A 16,129-nucleotide genomic window follows, 5' to 3' on the forward strand; every position below is an offset into this window, starting at 1 on the left:
TCCAATGGAAGGGATTCAACTGCATCCTTTAGTCTCGATCTGTATAATCATCATCTGAAAATGGATGACTTAAATTATCCATAATTTCCGCAACGGCATCACTTAACATATCAGTCGGAGTTGTATCTTCTTCTTCTGGCAGTGTCGGAATTGTATCATTGCAAACGTGGTCGAAATAGTGACTTTTGTCCATCGATGTATGCCTCCTCCTTATTAATTTCCTAATAGCTGTGCCCGTTTGCTTGTTTTGTACACTTTCCGCTCACTTTATTCACAACTTCCCTAATTTCTACAAATCGCACACAAGATCTCCTTGCCTAAATGGTTGATATGAAGTAAATTAAACCTATATGAACGTATATCAACACAAATAAACCAACTCAAGGAGAGATTAATCCATGGATATCCGCTATGCATCACACCCGAATGAAGTTAAACAATTTGATACTGAACGTTTACAAGCTGAATTTCAAATTCAATCCTTATTTACAGAAAACCAAGTGACATTAGTTTACTCCCACGTTGACCGTTTTATTATTGGCGGAGTTTTGCCTACAACTGAAACGCTTAAATTAGAAGCTGACACGAAAGAAATGGCTGCTGACTACTTCTTAGAGCGCCGCGAAATCGGTATTATCAATGTTGGAGCAAGAGGTACAATCACTGTTGATGGTACAGCGTACACAATGGATTCCAAAGACTGTATTTACATCGGACTTGGTTCCAAAGAAATTTCTTTCGCAAGCGATGACGCAGCGAACCCAGCGAAGTTCTACTTCAACTCCACACCAGCTCACACAACGTACCCAACTGTGAAAGTAGCGATTAGCGAAGCGACACCTGCTCACCTCGGCAGCATCAATACTTCCAATGAGCGTACGATTTATAAATACATCCACTTGGACGGTATTCAAAGCTGTCAACTTGTTATGGGTATGACATTATTGAAGCCAGGCAACATGTGGAATACAATGCCGACTCATACACACAACCGTCGTTCCGAGGTTTATTTCTATTTTGACATGCCAGAAGATGCAGTTGTCTTCCACATGATGGGTGAGCCACAACAAACTCGTCACGTTGTTATGCGCAATGAGCAAGCTGTCATCTCACCAAGCTGGTCCATCCACAGCGGTGTTGGTACGAACAACTACACATTCATTTGGGGTATGGCTGGCGAAAATCAAATGTTCAACGATATGGACGCAGTTGCTATGCAAGATTTGAAATAATCGGTACTCCCATTAGAAGAACGGATGAATCCCGATGAATCCATTACGTAGATATGAAACGATCATGGAAGTTTTACTCGCTCAGAAAGAAGTCACTGTGAATGAGCTGAGTGAACGTCTACAAGTAACAGGAAAAACCATTCGCGAAGATTTAGCCAAACTGGAAGAAAAGGGGCTGCTTATCCGCATTCATGGCGGTGCTTTGCTAGCTCAAAGTGACCAATTAGGCATTCTCTCTGCGAAAGAACCGAATATTAAACATGCGGACAAGAAATCGGAGATTGCTTCTCTCGCACTCCGATACATCCAACCTCGCGATATTATCGCACTGGATGGTGGCTCGACAACGCTTGAAATTGCTAGGCGGCTGGATAATCAGGCGCTTACCGTTGTAACTAACGATCTTTACATTATTTCTGAACTTGTCCACAAGGATGAAATTCGGCTTGTCGTGCCAGGTGGCTATCGACTGCGCAACATGCTTGCCGGCCCCGAAGCCGTAGACTATGTACGCGGCCTCAACATTCAGAAATCGTTTATTTCTGCCACTGGGGTGCACCTGCAGCATGGCTTTACGATTTATACAAATGATCTTGTCGAGTATAAACGTGCATTAATCAGCTCCAGCGCAACCGTCTATGGGGTTATCGATCATTTCAAATTCGGGCAATGTGCGTTACGAACTTTCGCATCCCTTTCTGAGGTTGCTATGATTCTAACCGATAGCGGGTTGACAGAAGAAACGGCTCAGCAGTTCCGCGAAACAGGCATCCAGATTGAAACACGTTAAGAGCAAGTTGCAAGGTTGAAACCTATCATTTCTTTTTTAGAAAAGGAGTACGTTATGACACTTTTTAATCTATCGGGAAAAACAGCATTCGTTACAGGCGCTTCAGGCGGCCTAGGCCAAGCTATGGCGATCGGACTTGCAGAAGCAGGCGCAAACGTCATCGCGGTTTCCTCTTCTGAAAGCGTTCAAACTGTTGAAGCAATCCGCGCATTAGGCGGTAAAGCCGAGCTTATCGCTGCAGATCTAAGCAATGAAAACATCCTTGAGGATGTCGTCGCTAGAGCGATTGGCATTTACGGCAGCATCGATATCCTAGTAAATAACGCGGGTATTATCCGTCGTACTCCAGCTGTTGACCATGCGCGTCAAGATTGGCACGATGTTATTGACCTGAACTTGAACTCGGCATTCTTCCTATGCCAGCTGATTGGTCGTCATATGATCGAGCGCGGCAGCGGTAAAATCGTGAACATTGCTTCCATGTTGACGTATCAAGGCGGAATTAACGTGCCAGGTTACACAGCTAGTAAGCATGCGATTGCAGGTGTGACGAAAGCATTAGCGAACGAATGGGCTGGAAAAGGCATCCAAATCAATGCCATCGCACCAGGCTATATGACGACGAATAACACAGCTCCAATTCTCAAAGATGAGAAACGTACTGCTTCTATCACGGAGCGTATTCCAGCGGGTCGTTGGGGTTCACCTGAAGATTTGAAAGGTCCTGTTGTATTCTTGTCTTCGGGCGCTTCCGATTATATGAACGGTCACGTACTATGCGTGGACGGCGGATGGATGGCCAGATAGATGGGTATCGGGACACTCGCTCATACCGTCGGCCATCTGCCCTTGAAGGAATTGACCGCGAAGTTAAGCGGACGAGGGATTGACTTCGTTCAATTAGCACTCAGTAAAGCGATTAGCGATTATGATTTAAGTCTTGGGAAATTAAGCCCAGCTCTCGCCAATCATATTGGCGAGCAATTTCATCGCGCAGGCGTGCGGATTGGCGTGCTCGGATGCTACATCAATCCCATTCATCCCGATCCGCAGCAGCGTCGTTATGAAATCGATAGATTCAAAGAGCATTTGCGTTACGCCCGTGATTTCGGAACGTCCATTGTGGCGACTGAAACAGGTGATCTAACAACGTATCTTGCAGAGGATGCTAACGGGTATGAGGCCAAAGGATGGTCCATCCTGAAGCAAACGGTTGAGGAATTAGCAGAAGAGGCCGAGCGTTGGGGTGTTCACATCGGATTAGAGCCGGTTGTCACACATACTTTGTCTAGCACAGAGAAAATGGCGCAAATCTTAGCTGAAGTGCCTTCCAGCACATTAGGTGTTGTTTTCGATCCGGTTAATCTGATTCCGCCAACTGTGGTTGAGCCACGAGATCAAGAAGCTTTCTTGGATCATGCCTTCGCAACTTTTGGCAGCCGAATTGTGCTGACTCATTTGAAAGATTATGTTGTGGACAATGGTCGAAAGAATGAAATTGAGTCCGGTAAAGGGATATTCGAGACAGCCTCTTTCTTGGCAAAGCTTCACTCGAATAAGCCTGGAGTCGACATTTCGTTAGAGCGGCTCCAAGATCATACGATTGAAGAAACGTTCTCGTACGTGAGAAGCCTGCTATAGTGAATCGCCCCCCGACATCTCTCAATAGAGAGGTTTCGGGGGGTTCTTTTTACACCACACATTGGAACGCGGTCGCTTCGCTTCTTACTTTTTAATATCCGCATCGGTAAGCACTTCGAATTGTTCGCCTAGGTGCTGTTGCAGCGCCTTCAAGGTCGCCACTCCAACGGCAATATCCTCCTCGCCAGCCCCTCCGCTCACGCCAACCCCGCCAATAACTTGACCGTTAACCACGATAGGAAAGCCACCTACGAAAATCGCAAACTTCCCCGGCATCATGGCATGAATGCCAAACGCTTCCCCATGGATCGTCGCTGGCCCGCCAGGCTGATTAAACAAGTGTGTAGAACGTCTATGCCCACTTGCCGTAAAAGCTTTCGCCATTGCCAACTCAGGGCTCGTATTGCGTGCACCGTTCATTCGCTCTAATGCCAACAAATAACCGCCTTCGTCAACGATACAAATCGTTTCTGCCGCCTGAGCCTCCTCCGCAGCTTGAATACCAGCAGCAATCATCACCTTCGCTTCCTCGATTTCTAGCTTCAAGACGGTTCTCATGATGCATATCCTCCTTAGTCGAACCTATCCGCTTGGCACATAACCATCTCACCTTCGGCACTTTTTCCATTTATATGAGGTTTTAGGCGAAAAAAGTCGCATGAGTGACTAGCTAACGAGAATTTTGGCATAAAAAAAAGCCCTCACCATCTCCATGAATGGAGACTAGATAGGCTTTGTCGTGTCAGTTACTTACTCGGCTGTTGCGCGCGAGCTGGTCGGGTCGGACGTTCTACCCAGTTCTCACGGCTCATGCGCTTCACTTGATTAATTGGATTCGAAAGATCAATCACTTCCGCTTTAAAAGGTTGCTCTGCTGCAAGCTTCTCTTTGTAGCTTGTTCCAGGTGCAGGCCCGCCTCCACCATTCCGTTTTCCCTTGTTCCATACGCGATTCTTGCTCATGCCACCACTCCACCGTTTTTTGTTTAAGTGTAATGGCAGTCGCCAAAAAACGCAAATGTGGTTTTCAGCATGACGCTGGTTGGATGCGCGGACACCCTACCTCCTACCACTCGATTTGCAAAATTAATGGAAAACATGTAGCTAATTTCACGCTAAATCGCTGATTAAAGAGATTAACTGGAAAACCTACAGCTAATCTTCACCGATTGGTTGAAATCAAACCAAATCGCTGAAATTAACTACATGAAATCCAGTTATTTCAGATTTTTCGTGGATATTCAGTGAAATTAACTGTACTTTTTCCAGTTAATGGCGCGAGTGATGATGGGGCATGACCCGTTTGATTAGGTGAGCCCCGTTCGATACGGGAAGTCCGTTTAATTTGGCGAGCGCATCTGACAATAGGAGCACAGGCTCCCATATCTCTACAGATCGAACGCCTTCGCCAGCAAACGATACGAATGCAAGCGAGCTTCGATGTTATGAATCGGCGAAACGACCATGATTTCATCCGCTTGATAAGCTTCATTCAACTTCAAGATCTCTTCCTTCACTTGCTTCGGCGTACCAACAATTCGTCTGTGACGACCATCACGAATCATGGCATAGTCATTCTCCGTATACGGGTAATTGAGCGCCGTATTCACGGAAGGGAATGAGGGAAGCAGCATGCCGCGACCTAAAGACAAGAAGAACAAGTCTGTGCTAAGCGCCAGTTGATTGGCTTCTTCTTCCGTGTCTGCACAGATGACCAAAACAGCTGCTAGAGAGTGAGGCTTCTCATTCAGGATTGACGGTGTGAAATGCTCGCGATAAATTCGCAGTGCCTGCTCACAATCCGCGTTTCCAAAAAATTGCGCGAAACCGAAAGCCGCCCCTTGATCAGCAGCAATTCTTGCACTGTCGTAGGAAGATCCGAGCAGCCAAATCTCGGGTGCCGTCGGGATAATTGGTGATGCATGCAGTGCGGCGAACCTATGCCCCGCCGGAAGTGAATCATATAAATAACCCGTCAAATCAGCGATTTGCTGCGGGTATTGGTCAACACCTGTATATTTGCCCTCTTGCAGTGCACGCGTGGATATCGGCATACCGCCTGGTGCACGACCAAGCCCAACATCAATACGCCCCGGATGAAGAGCTTCTAACAAGCGGAAGTTTTCAGCAACTTTATATGCACTATAATGCGGCATCATGATGCCGCCAGAGCCTAGTCGGATGCGCTCTGTTTTGGCTGCCAAATGTGCGATTAGAACCTCTGGACTTGAATGCGCCAAGGCTTGTGAAGCATGATGCTCTGACACCCAGAATCGGCTGTAGCCAATTCGATCAGCTTCTTGTGCAAGTTCAGTCGTCTCGGCCAACGTCTGCGCGGCATTACGACCTTCTCCAATTTGCGATTGATCCAAAATACTTAATTTTAACACTTGAAATCACCTCCACATAACTGTAACATAAAAAAGAACAGAATAGCAAAAAACACGTATATCCACCTATTATCTTCTCCAGTTCACGATTTTAATGTGAAATTCACATGAACATTCATAAAGTGACAGAATCTCTTATTTTACACCTCTACCAAACTTATCCATAAGATGGTATTTTATTATATACATCCTAGCGAAGGAGAGATTGCCATGAAAACCATATACGAGAATTATAGAGGATTCAAAATTAACAAAGATGATAGCACCTATAACGCTATTCACGCGGATCGCATTATATTTACTCAATCTCCGTTAAGTCAGGTTCTTGATTCAATCGATCATTATATTGATGTGACAGGAATTTCTGAATCATCCGAAGATCTATCTTCCTTTCCGCAAAATTAATCAAGCACTTCCACGAATGTGGATATACGAATGAATTGGAGCACACACTGTCATCTGGGTGAAGTGAGAAGGAATGCCGTAGTAAAGTTACGGCGATAAGTACGTGGATGCCAAAAACGCAACAGTCCTTTTCGGACTGTTGCGTTTTCTATTTGGTGGTGGGAGTTAGTCGGTTTTGTCGACTAACTACACTCTCTTTGCCTCTGTTGCGCAGGAGTTAGTCGGTTTCATCGACTAACTACACTTTCTTTGCCTCTGTTGTGGGGCAGTTAGTCGGTTTTGTCGACTAATTACACTCTCTTTGCCTCTGTTGTGTGGCAGTTAGTCGGTTTCATCGACTAACTCCACTCTCACTCTATCGTAGCAGCTACAAAATCACATGCTTCAACTTCAGCAACTCTGCGACTTTCTGAAATTGGGATGCATTGTGCCCAATGGACATCGCGCAGTGATGCGTCGGCGCTTCTGCAAACCATCGCGACATGTACGCATCCGGGTGCTCGCGGAACTTCACCGGTGTCTGCGTGTTGCCGATCTTCATAATTGGCCCGTTCGTCGACTCGCCTTCGCTCGAGATCAGCTTCAGCTTACCATCGCCAGTCTGCGTCACATTCAGCGTCGTGATCGCGCCTGTCTTCACCTTGGCTTCGACGGACACGCCAGTGCCCTGCTTGCCGTGATACAGCCCCATGCCGCGCAAAATCGGCTTTCCTTCGGAAATCGCGATGTGGAACGGCCCGTCATGGCCAAGCAGAATCGTCTCGTCGATATAATCCACGACGACGATTTCCGAGAAGGAGCCGCCGACGCCGAGAATATCGCTGATCTTCATCGCGACAGCCGTCTTCAGGTCTCCTTCGCCAGAGCAAGGAATGCCACGCGCTGTAAGCAGCGAGTGACCGACAATGAAGCCGCCTTGCAGCTTCTCGTATTCACCGCCTGGTGCACCGTGGTAATAGTACGACAAGGCGTCTAAATCATAGGCCCGCACAAGCTTCTCTTGCGCGGCAGCTACCCGACAAGACCACTCCAGCTGCTCCTCTGTTGGCTTCTTTGCAATCGGATCCGAAGGGGAGTCGCCGCTGATCTGGAACATGTCATGCAGTTCACCCAGCTTCCGTTTCATATCCTGTGCCGTCACTTCTCGCAGCATGCGATCCAGATCACACATTTCAAGCACTTCCACATGCAGACCTGTCTGCGCAGAAACCATCGTAAAATCACTATACATATCGAGCATCCCGCTATAGGTATTGCCTAAGAAACCGAAGCGGCTATGCTGCAAGGTCCTAGGTACTCCCGCTGCCCGCACCCACTCTTCAATTTCCTTCCACGCACGCACCGCCTCACGGCGCTCATTCGTCACTTCATTCGTTAATGAAATGGCTGGCGTATAGTCGAGCCCCAGCATCCCATTCACAACTCGGAATGGGATACCCGCTCGATTGAATACATTGGCGAACTCTGGCACAGGACAAGCTCCACAATGCGCCAACCATTCCCCTGTCGTAGACTGCTCATAATTAAGTCTCGCTGTTGGCTGTAAATTGAGGAAGACAACAGGTGCTTTACAGATTTGATGCACCGGTAGCACTGTAGAACTTGTGGAGTAGGTTGCTGCATGGCAGAAAACAAGATCCACTTGTCGCTCGTTCAGCCATTCGCCTGCCTTCCGCCCTTCCCCTTCCGTATCAACGAGCCCATAGTAATACACGTCAGCCCATGAGGCCATTTTGTGTTCAATAAAGCGTCCATATTCTTCTAATCGTTCTTTTAAACCAGGAAACTGCTCCCAATATGCTCGGAGTCCAACAGAATATAATCCAATTCGAGGCTTGAGGCTTGCCTTAATTGCTGGGTAAATTGACATCGAAACATCTCCATTCGTCCATAAATAATAGCTTTATAAACTTATTGTAATGGCTTACAATCAAGATAACATCCAATAATCTTGGCATATAATAATAGAATCTTGCGAAAGCCTCGGAGGCGCCTCTCTCATGAAAGAAAATTTCACTACTGCATGGTCGGAAGACTCGATTCGTTTCATTGCCAGCCCTTCCTCATTTGCCAAAACAAACCTGTTTTATGTACAAGAAATAGGTCATTTCCATACGCTTCCAGGGTATTTCACAGAACGTGAAGGTCTTAATTCCTATTTGATTGCTTACATTTTACGAGGTAAAGGACAGTTAAGATATCGGGATAACAGCTATTCATTAGAAGCTCATCAGTTATTTTTCATCCACTGTGATAGCTACCATCATTACGCAACCCATCCCCAGGAACCACTTGAGCTTCTATGGGTACATTTTCACGGGAGTGCGTCATCAGCCTATTATGAGCATTATGCAGCCTCACACGAGCCAGTTTTGCAGCAAAGCAACGAATCCCACGTATCCAAGCTGCTACGTCAAACATTGCAGATCCAACAACAACGAAACGCATCAACAGAGTTCCTCACATCGAAGTTGCTCGTTGAGCTGCTGACAGAGATCGTCCTCTCTGCGCAGCAAATAGGCTTATCCGAATCGGACAAGCCTGATTACATTGATGCTATATGCCAAACCCTGGAATCCAGATTTAGGGAATCCATCTCTCTAGACGAGCTTGCTCGTGAGCATGCCGTTAGTAAATACCATATGGCCAAACGGTTTAAGCAGTATACAGGTTTCTCGCCTCATGAATACTTGATTAGCATTCGAATGACACATGCCAAGGAACGCTTAAAATACTCTGATATGCCTGTATCTGAAATAGCAACCACGATTGGCATCGATAACGTCAGCCACTTTATCAATCTGTTCAAAGACCGTACCGGTGACACGCCGCTGGTCTATCGCAAGAAATGGCAGCGGCCTCGCTGATAGAGTGGGATGTAAGGGGTTTACTTGCAATTTGCAGCTCCCTGCTCCTATTTCAAATCCGTCTCATCCAGCACAGCTGGAATCTCAATCCACGCGCGTACCCCCTGATCCTCCCGCAACGCATACTGCAAGCCAAAGCCTTCCCCGAAATGCAGCTGGATCCGCTTTTGCACATTAATAATACCGAATCCCTTACTGCTCTCTTTCCCCTGCAAAATGGCATTCAACATCCCGATATCCGCAGGGCGATAGCCGTTGTCCTCCACACTAATAATCAGTTTACCTTCCGTATGCTTCACCTTGATCCAAAGCTCCCCATCATGGCTCATATTCTTGATTCCGTGGAGGATGGCATTCTCAATAATCGGCTGCAGGAGCACCTTTGGCATCAGATAACGTTTAGCCTCTTCTTCGATTTCCCAATACGCCTTGAATGCGTACTCATAGCGGAACAGCTGCAGCCGCACATACGCCTCCGCATGATTGATTTCTTCCATCACCGGAATGAGCAGCTTCCCCTTACTTAGCCCAATTCGCATAATGAGCGACAAATCCTTAATCATTTCCGCGGACTCCGCTGCCCCCTCCATTAAAGTATGCCAGTAAACAGACTCCAACGTGTTATAGAGAAGATGAGGATTGATTTGTGTATGTAATATCGACAATTCAACTTCCTTATGCTTTAATTCAAGCTCATATTGATCATAAATCGTCTGATTCAATCGATTGGTCATTCGGATGAAATGATTGCTCAGCAGCACGATCTCATTTTTACTCTCCGCATGCATGGTAATGCCCAAAGCTTTTCCTGGATGATACGAATTCGTGATTCGAGCCAGTCGAGAAATTGGCTTCAAAATCGATTGTATGAAATACATACTCGCCAAAATCAAAATAAAGAAATAAATCAACATAATCCAATCGACCAAGCGCTGAACACTGATATGATCGATAATGATCGACTGGACGGGAACACGCATCAGCAGCTTCGTCCCCGTAAATTCACTTGTGTGAATGACCGACATGATCTCATTGCCGTTCTCAATCTGCTTATAAACCCCCTCTTCCTTGCCTTCGGGCACACCAATCTTCGAGCCAATCCCGAAGGCTTCGGTATTCGTCGCCAAGACCGTATTATCGGGATCTAGCAGCAGTATTTGGGCATCTTTATACTTATCAAAAGGGACGAAATCTAACTGTAACGGCGTTTCAATGCCGGAAACAACCAAGTAGCCGATAACCGTTTCGCCGTTATAAATACTGTTTAGTTGCCTTAAATAGGCTACCGTTTGCGTGTTGTTCGGGTTATATCCGAATTTATCAATGACACGAATAATCCCTCTGCCTTTCGCATTGCTGACCGCTTTATACCACGAAAGATCCGTCATATCTGTCGAATAAAACACGCCATTATTCAACAGGTCTGAATTAGGGACAAACGAATACAACTTATCCTTATCTGAGAAAAACAAGGAATATCTCACCGCATTGGTTGAATAATTGTTCAAATATTTATCTAACGCTTTGAAAATTTCAAAACGTTCATATTCAGAGGATGATGGGACGCTCACTAATTGTTGGATTTCTTGCGAAATCATAATTTTTTCCGTTTTTTCTTCAAAATCGCTGCTTTCGCGGTCTAGTGTCAAATGACTTCCCCGGACTAATTGGAGCAGAGCTGTCCCTACTTGTTCCTCCGTAATGGATTCCAACTTCTTGGCAACAACCAAATCCAACATGAGCGTTGGAATCACCACGAAGACGATTAGCAATAGGATCAACTTTTTCATCAGCTTCATATTTTGCAGCATTTTACGCATCCCTCTTACCATCCTTTCAAAAAACTTTCCGTCAAGCTACCAGAAGAAGCAGCACCGCTGTTGGTTAGGCTATCAGTACGTTCGCTATGCCGGAAAGAAACTCCTTTAAACGCAAAAGAAAACGCCTCCAGAATTCGCATTCTGAAGGACGCTTCTCCCTATCCTTTCACGCTCGATACTGATAAGCCACGAATCATAAACTTCTGGAAAATCAAGAAGAACAGTACCGGCGGCAGCATCGCCATGGTCAACACCGCAAAGCGTACACTCCATGGAATGACCGAGTTGGAATACACCACATAACGATAAATACCTGTGGCCAGCGGGTACATGCTTTTATCCGTCATCACAATGCTCGGCCAGTAGAAATCATTCCACGTCGTCGAGAACGACAACATGAGCAGCGTGCCAATGATCGGCATTGACAGCGGAATTGCAATCCGAATGAAGGATTTGAATTCACTTGCCCCATCGATACGCGCTGCTTCCAGCACTTCCTTGTGAATGCCATCGAAGAAATTTTTGAGCAGCAGCATGAAATAAGCATTTGCCGCCGCGGGCAACCAGAAGGCCCAGTAGGTATTGATCATTCCTAAGCTTTTCAAATTCAAAAAGTTAGGTACAATGTACGTTGCTGGCGGAATCAACAGTGTAGAGAAAAAGAATAGTGTTATCCATCGCTTGAACGGGACTTTCAAATGAGATAACGCATATGCGGCTAGCCCTATAAATAACAACGAGCACACGACATTCCCCATATAAATGAATATGGTATTTTTCAAAAACGTCAACAATGGCAGGTCGAAGCTGTTAAACGCATCGTCATAATTTTTCCAAATCCAGTGTTTCGGAAAAAAAGTGGGAGGAAAAGTGAAAAACTCTTCCCGCGTTTTCAGTGAGCCAAAAAACGTATTCAGAAACGGATAGATCGTCGTAACCGCAATCGCCACGATAAGCAGCACCATGAGGGTGTAACCGAATTTGACGGATCCTTTTTTGAAATCATGCTGAGAAATTAATCCTCGTTCGCCTTGCTTCATGCTTTCTCACTCCTACGCTGCATGACGTTGTAAAGGATGGTCATTCCTATGAGCACAAAGAACATCAAGCTGCCCATGGCACTCGCTTTACCGAATTCCAAATCACGGAACGCCGTGTGGTTAAGCCATAACAAGTACGTCAGCGTTGCATTATTCGGACCGCCATCCGTCATGGATAGTTGTGCTTGGAAGCCTTGAGAGGTCGTGATCAGTTGGAGAACCAACAATAATCCCATTAAGGTTTTGATGCTAGGCAAAATGATATATCGAACACGCTGCCATACACTGGCGCCATCAATTTCAGCGGCTTCGTACAAATCCTTCGGGATCCCGACGATCGCCGCAATATAGATTAACGTAGCTGCCCCAAAGCTTTGCCATGTTTCTAGAACAACAATCGAAGCCATCGCCAATTTCGGACTAAAAAACGAAACTTGGTCTATGCCTATTTTCTGCAACAAACTGTTAATTGGCCCTACGGCATCAAAAAACCACATCCACATACCGTACAAAACAATCGCAGGCACCGCACTAGGTAAATAGCTGATGATCCGTGCTGCCCCTTGAAACCGACGAAGCTCCGAAACCGCGATGGCCACTAACGGCGGGATCCAGAAGCCCAGAATAATACCCAAAGCCATATAGATCAATGTATTCTTAATTGAAATCCAAAGTAGATCATCCTTCAGAATACTCACATAATTTGCTAAGCCAGTGAAATGATTGCCATCTACGAAATCAACGTTGTAGAAGCTATAGAAAATCCCTTTGAAAATAGGCACCCATAGAAAAATAATGAATAACACGACTTCCGGTAAAATAAACAGCGTACCCCATAAATACCAGTTCATTTTCTTCTTCGATACCCGGCTTGCTACGATCGGTTGTGAACTCAGCTCTGCATCCATCCTAAACACTCCTTATAGTGAGAAAACCTCTACCTACAGCCACTCCAGAATAAGCGGCCGCAGGTAGAAGTCAGTTAGGCTTACCTATTCGACCTTCACTTTGTCAAACGTTTCCGTTTGCACTTTGGTCGCGGCTTCAGACAGTGCTTTTTTCAAGTCCACATCTTTCGTTGTAAATACTTTTTGAATGACATTTGCCATTTCTGTATAGTATTTTTGAGCTTCGTATTGCGCTTCTGGCTTACCATCCCATAGAGCAAGCAATTGTGGATCGTATTTGAACACGTTATCGTACTTCGTTAAGAGATCTGTATACTTTTTACCGAAATCAGAGGAATCTTTCCAGTAGTTGATCGGTTGTGGAATGTACACGCGGTTTTTCCCTTTACGATCTTCGATTTCTTTCTTCGTGGAGTTCAAGAAATCGTCAGTGAAGTACTCATCTGTAATCCATTTGAACGCCATTTCTTGTTGGTCTTTATCGCTCTTCGGATTAATTACGCGATAGTTACCGCCAAGTACTCCTGTATGCTTACCGCCTTTCGTAAATGAAGGCATAGGATACACAACGAGATCATCCTTACTGATGCCGCCTTCGTTGATCGCCGTATCCGCTGCGTTACCACTGCCACACATAACCATCGCGCCACGCCCTTGAGCAAATGCATTCAAAGCATCGCCATAACCAAGTGCCCAGTTCTGCGGGATCAGGTTCTCATCCTTCAGTTTCTTGTAGAATTCAAGCGCTTGCAAACCAGCATCCGAATTGAACACGCCGACTACTTTACCATTATCTAGCTTCTGTACATCGCCACCTGCAGCATACAGGAAATTCGTCCAGTTCCAACCAGCTTCCGGCCCTTTACCCATAGGAATAAAGCCTGCAATCCCTTTCGCTGGATCATTGATTTTTCTCGCTGCGGCTAGCAGATCGTCCCATGTCCAATCCATTGGCGGAAGGTCTACGCCTTTCTCTTTGAACAGCTTTTTATTTAACGTGATCGTCATGACGTAACCATCAATCGGTACACCGTATGTTTTCCCATTAACAACAAAAGGTTTGGAAAGCAGATCATTCATATCCTTGGCATGCGCCCATGAGCTCATGGAATCGGTAATATCCGCAACCCATTTCTTATCGACAAGCACTTTGCCTTCTGTTGCATACGTCGTATACTCCGTTGGGGCACTGTTCGAAGCCATTTTGATCCCGATTTCGAGCGGATTGTACTGCCAGTCGTCTTTTTTGAAATCAGCATTCGGGAATTTCGTTTTAAATCGAGCAATCCGCTGATCTAACTGATCATTCTTCTCTTTTTGATCGGCTTTAAAGCTTTGAGCCGTAATCGTTACTTTCTTCGCAGCAGGTGCTGTTGTTGCAGCAGCTGGTGTGGACTCTTTTGCCGCTGGAGCTGGGCTTGTCGTGCTTGATGTTCCGTTGCTTGAACTGCACCCCGCTATCAATACCGTTAACGCAATCGCACTCATTGTAGACGCTTTCTTTGCTCTCATGTTTGGTTCCCCTTTCGAATCGCATTCACTTGTAGTTGCTACATTTTTGATTATAAGGGGAGTTCAAGGCAAGGGCGATGTGTCGTATTACGCTTAGTATGTCGTATGTTACGCACCTGTTTGTTTCACTTCCGAGATATTAATTCCGAAATGTTTTTTGAAAATTTTGCTAAAATGCTCCGGAGATTCGTAACCGATTTCCTCGGAAATCTCGTAGCGTCGTTTATCTGTCGTCAGAATGAGACGCTTCCCTTCTTCCATCCGCAGCTTCGTGACATAGTCCCAGATGTTCGTGCCCATCACTTTTTTGAACAAATAACTCAAATAATTCGGACTTAAATGCACCGCATCTGCGATATCTTGCAGCTTCAATCCTTTATCGCAGAAATGACCCTCGATATACACTTTCGTCTCATATACGATTCGGTTGTTCGCCTCATCTACACTAGCTATGGTTAAGTCGGGATCCGGATTGATGCTGTCTTTATCCTCAATATAGAACATGTAGTGACCCTTATTGGTCTCACAACAAGTTAAGCTTTCGAGCGCTTCTTTATACATCACCGGCCACTGCGTAATGCCCTCACGGATGCGACTGATGCCGATTTGACTCTTCACATTCAAATATTTCAGCAGATTAGTATGGATCATTTGAGCCACCATCAATAGCTGGTTCACACGCATCGAGCCTCTGCTCTCCTCTTCTGTTATTTGCAGCAGCAAGGTGAAGGTGGAGTTGTGATTATTGAAAACAAGATGGCTCCACTGACTCGCGGTTTCCTCCATGATGTTCAACGCTGCGTATTTCAACAAACTGCGATCCTTCAACGTGGATATTTCCTGATCATGGATGCCGCCACGTTCTAATGATAATTTGATAGTCAGCATGCTAAAATACGTGCCATTCATGCGATTATCCAGTGTTTCTTTTATTGTAGGAACCTCGGACTCATGGATCGTCCCCGTCACCAATTCATTTAAATAATAATTCGTCTCATGCGTCATATGGCCAGGCAGGGTACGCGAGCCTTCCCAATTCGCAAAGCGCTGACCCTTCTCTTCCTTTTCCTTCAGCAGCTTGGTCACAACGGATATGAGATGCGGTGGCGTAATCGGCTTAACCAAATACTCTTTTGCTCCAAAACGGATCGCTTTCTGCGCATACTCAAACTCACCATGTGCCGACAATATCACAATCGGAATGGACGGATCCTCTAAAAATATGTTCTCGATCAATTCAATGCCATTCATTTTCTCCATCTGAATATCTGTAAATACCAGATCTATTTTCTCTAAATGTATAAAATCCAGCGCCTCAAACCCGTTATACGCGATGAAAACTTCGTTTATGTCCAATTTAGATTGCTTTAAGATCGTCGCAACCCCCTTGCAAATCATCGGCTCATCATCTACAACCAAAATATTAACCATGCTGCCACCTCGTTCATTTACTTGCCATAACTCCATTTTATTGTACAACAATCGATGTGAATATGTGTTTTATTACGTTTATTGTGTGGGATGT

Annotated in this window: 16 protein-coding genes; 6 read left to right on the plus strand and 10 right to left on the minus strand. The window is 45.6% G+C overall.

What is annotated here, in order from left to right:
• Positions 1–28: 28 nt before the first annotated feature.
• On the minus strand, positions 29–193 hold the full coding sequence (locus tag ASL11_RS36275; RefSeq protein WP_157256813.1) for a hypothetical protein: 165 nt from the start codon (positions 191–193) through the stop codon (positions 29–31).
• Between the two features lie 205 nt (positions 194–398).
• Between ASL11_RS36275 and kduI the strand changes: the two genes are divergently transcribed.
• From kduI to ASL11_RS03905, 4 genes are read left to right on the plus strand one after another with little or no spacing between them, the layout of a single operon-like run.
• Complete coding sequence (gene kduI, locus ASL11_RS03890; protein ID WP_056609867.1) at positions 399–1,232, plus strand: 5-dehydro-4-deoxy-D-glucuronate isomerase; 834 nt, start codon at positions 399–401, stop codon at positions 1,230–1,232.
• Between the two features lie 34 nt (positions 1,233–1,266).
• Positions 1,267–2,022, plus strand: a complete 756-nt coding sequence (locus ASL11_RS03895) for a DeoR/GlpR family DNA-binding transcription regulator (protein ID WP_056609870.1) — start codon at positions 1,267–1,269, stop codon at positions 2,020–2,022.
• 54 nt (positions 2,023–2,076) lie between these two features.
• Positions 2,077–2,829 carry a 2-dehydro-3-deoxy-D-gluconate 5-dehydrogenase KduD gene (kduD, locus tag ASL11_RS03900; protein ID WP_056609873.1) on the plus strand — a complete coding sequence of 251 codons (753 nt, stop codon included), beginning with the start codon at positions 2,077–2,079 and terminating at the stop codon, positions 2,827–2,829.
• Entirely contained in the window at positions 2,830–3,663 is an 834-nt protein-coding gene (locus ASL11_RS03905; protein WP_056609881.1) for a sugar phosphate isomerase/epimerase family protein, read from the plus strand.
• Positions 3,664–3,747: 84 nt separating this feature from the next.
• Here the strand turns inward: ASL11_RS03905 and ASL11_RS03910 are convergent, their stop codons facing one another.
• The 3 genes from ASL11_RS03910 to ASL11_RS03920 all read right to left on the minus strand — a co-directional run bounded on the left by ASL11_RS03910 (position 3,748) and on the right by ASL11_RS03920 (position 6,052).
• Complete coding sequence (locus ASL11_RS03910) at positions 3,748–4,221, minus strand: GlcG/HbpS family heme-binding protein (RefSeq protein WP_056609883.1); 474 nt, start codon at positions 4,219–4,221, stop codon at positions 3,748–3,750.
• 188 nt (positions 4,222–4,409) lie between these two features.
• Positions 4,410–4,625 carry a hypothetical protein gene (locus tag ASL11_RS03915; RefSeq protein WP_056609886.1) on the minus strand — a complete coding sequence of 72 codons (216 nt, stop codon included), beginning with the start codon at positions 4,623–4,625 and terminating at the stop codon, positions 4,410–4,412.
• 425 nt (positions 4,626–5,050) lie between these two features.
• Complete coding sequence (locus tag ASL11_RS03920; protein WP_056609889.1) at positions 5,051–6,052, minus strand: LLM class flavin-dependent oxidoreductase; 1,002 nt, start codon at positions 6,050–6,052, stop codon at positions 5,051–5,053.
• A gap of 210 nt (positions 6,053–6,262) precedes the next feature.
• On the opposite strand from ASL11_RS03920, the gene ASL11_RS03925 reads away from it, so the two are divergent.
• Positions 6,263–6,457 carry a hypothetical protein gene (locus ASL11_RS03925; RefSeq protein ID WP_056609892.1) on the plus strand — a complete coding sequence of 65 codons (195 nt, stop codon included), beginning with the start codon at positions 6,263–6,265 and terminating at the stop codon, positions 6,455–6,457.
• A 367-nt stretch (positions 6,458–6,824) separates the two neighbouring features.
• Here the strand turns inward: ASL11_RS03925 and ASL11_RS03930 are convergent, their stop codons facing one another.
• The gene (locus tag ASL11_RS03930) at positions 6,825–8,327 is read right to left on the minus strand and encodes an L-fucose/L-arabinose isomerase family protein (protein WP_056609894.1); all 1,503 of its coding nucleotides are present in this window, start codon (positions 8,325–8,327) and stop codon (positions 6,825–6,827) included.
• Positions 8,328–8,457: 130 nt separating this feature from the next.
• On the opposite strand from ASL11_RS03930, the gene ASL11_RS03935 reads away from it, so the two are divergent.
• Positions 8,458–9,324, plus strand: coding sequence for a helix-turn-helix domain-containing protein (locus tag ASL11_RS03935; protein ID WP_056609896.1), 867 nt, complete (start codon positions 8,458–8,460; stop codon positions 9,322–9,324).
• 47 nt (positions 9,325–9,371) lie between these two features.
• Here ASL11_RS03935 and ASL11_RS03940 read toward each other — a convergent pair whose 3' ends face one another.
• The 5 genes from ASL11_RS03940 to ASL11_RS03960 form a co-directional block, all read right to left on the minus strand.
• A complete protein-coding gene (locus tag ASL11_RS03940; protein ID WP_162261622.1) occupies positions 9,372–11,144 on the minus strand; it encodes a sensor histidine kinase in 1,773 nt (590 codons plus the stop codon).
• Positions 11,145–11,302: 158 nt separating this feature from the next.
• Positions 11,303–12,184: a carbohydrate ABC transporter permease gene (locus ASL11_RS03945; protein WP_056609900.1), complete on the minus strand. Its 882-nt coding sequence runs from the start codon at positions 12,182–12,184 to the stop codon at positions 11,303–11,305.
• A complete protein-coding gene (locus tag ASL11_RS03950; protein ID WP_056609901.1) occupies positions 12,181–13,092 on the minus strand; it encodes a carbohydrate ABC transporter permease in 912 nt (303 codons plus the stop codon). The genes ASL11_RS03945 and ASL11_RS03950 overlap by 4 nt, the downstream gene beginning before the upstream one ends.
• A gap of 84 nt (positions 13,093–13,176) precedes the next feature.
• A complete protein-coding gene (locus tag ASL11_RS03955; protein WP_056609904.1) occupies positions 13,177–14,604 on the minus strand; it encodes an ABC transporter substrate-binding protein in 1,428 nt (475 codons plus the stop codon).
• A 108-nt stretch (positions 14,605–14,712) separates the two neighbouring features.
• Positions 14,713–16,035 carry a response regulator gene (locus ASL11_RS03960; protein WP_056609907.1) on the minus strand — a complete coding sequence of 441 codons (1,323 nt, stop codon included), beginning with the start codon at positions 16,033–16,035 and terminating at the stop codon, positions 14,713–14,715.
• Positions 16,036–16,129: the final 94 nt, after the last annotated feature.

Source organism: Paenibacillus sp. Soil750, from assembly GCF_001428045.1.
In the GTDB taxonomy this organism is placed as follows: Bacteria; Bacillota; Bacilli; order Paenibacillales; family NBRC-103111; genus Paenibacillus_E; species Paenibacillus_E allorhizoplanae.

Excerpts from the sequence above, each read along its gene's own strand:
- kduI (WP_056609867.1), top strand. The coding sequence starts at position 399 with ATGGATATCCGCTATGCATCACACCCGAATGAAGTTAAACAATTTGAT.
- ASL11_RS03930 (WP_056609894.1), bottom strand. The coding sequence starts at position 8,327 with ATGTCAATTTACCCAGCAATTAAGGCAAGCCTCAAGCCTCGAATTGGA.
- ASL11_RS03915 (WP_056609886.1), bottom strand. The coding sequence starts at position 4,625 with ATGAGCAAGAATCGCGTATGGAACAAGGGAAAACGGAATGGTGGAGGC.
- ASL11_RS03935 (WP_056609896.1), top strand. The coding sequence starts at position 8,458 with ATGAAAGAAAATTTCACTACTGCATGGTCGGAAGACTCGATTCGTTTC.
- ASL11_RS03910 (WP_056609883.1), bottom strand. The coding sequence starts at position 4,221 with ATGAGAACCGTCTTGAAGCTAGAAATCGAGGAAGCGAAGGTGATGATT.
- ASL11_RS03895 (WP_056609870.1), top strand. The coding sequence starts at position 1,267 with ATGAATCCATTACGTAGATATGAAACGATCATGGAAGTTTTACTCGCT.
- ASL11_RS03960 (WP_056609907.1), bottom strand. The coding sequence starts at position 16,035 with ATGGTTAATATTTTGGTTGTAGATGATGAGCCGATGATTTGCAAGGGG.
- ASL11_RS03950 (WP_056609901.1), bottom strand. The coding sequence starts at position 13,092 with ATGGATGCAGAGCTGAGTTCACAACCGATCGTAGCAAGCCGGGTATCG.
- ASL11_RS36275 (WP_157256813.1), bottom strand. The coding sequence starts at position 193 with ATGGACAAAAGTCACTATTTCGACCACGTTTGCAATGATACAATTCCG.
- ASL11_RS03925 (WP_056609892.1), top strand. The coding sequence starts at position 6,263 with ATGAAAACCATATACGAGAATTATAGAGGATTCAAAATTAACAAAGAT.
- ASL11_RS03940 (WP_162261622.1), bottom strand. The coding sequence starts at position 11,144 with ATGCGTAAAATGCTGCAAAATATGAAGCTGATGAAAAAGTTGATCCTA.
- ASL11_RS03945 (WP_056609900.1), bottom strand. The coding sequence starts at position 12,184 with ATGAAGCAAGGCGAACGAGGATTAATTTCTCAGCATGATTTCAAAAAA.
- kduD (WP_056609873.1), top strand. The coding sequence starts at position 2,077 with ATGACACTTTTTAATCTATCGGGAAAAACAGCATTCGTTACAGGCGCT.
- ASL11_RS03955 (WP_056609904.1), bottom strand. The coding sequence starts at position 14,604 with ATGAGAGCAAAGAAAGCGTCTACAATGAGTGCGATTGCGTTAACGGTA.
- ASL11_RS03905 (WP_056609881.1), top strand. The coding sequence starts at position 2,830 with ATGGGTATCGGGACACTCGCTCATACCGTCGGCCATCTGCCCTTGAAG.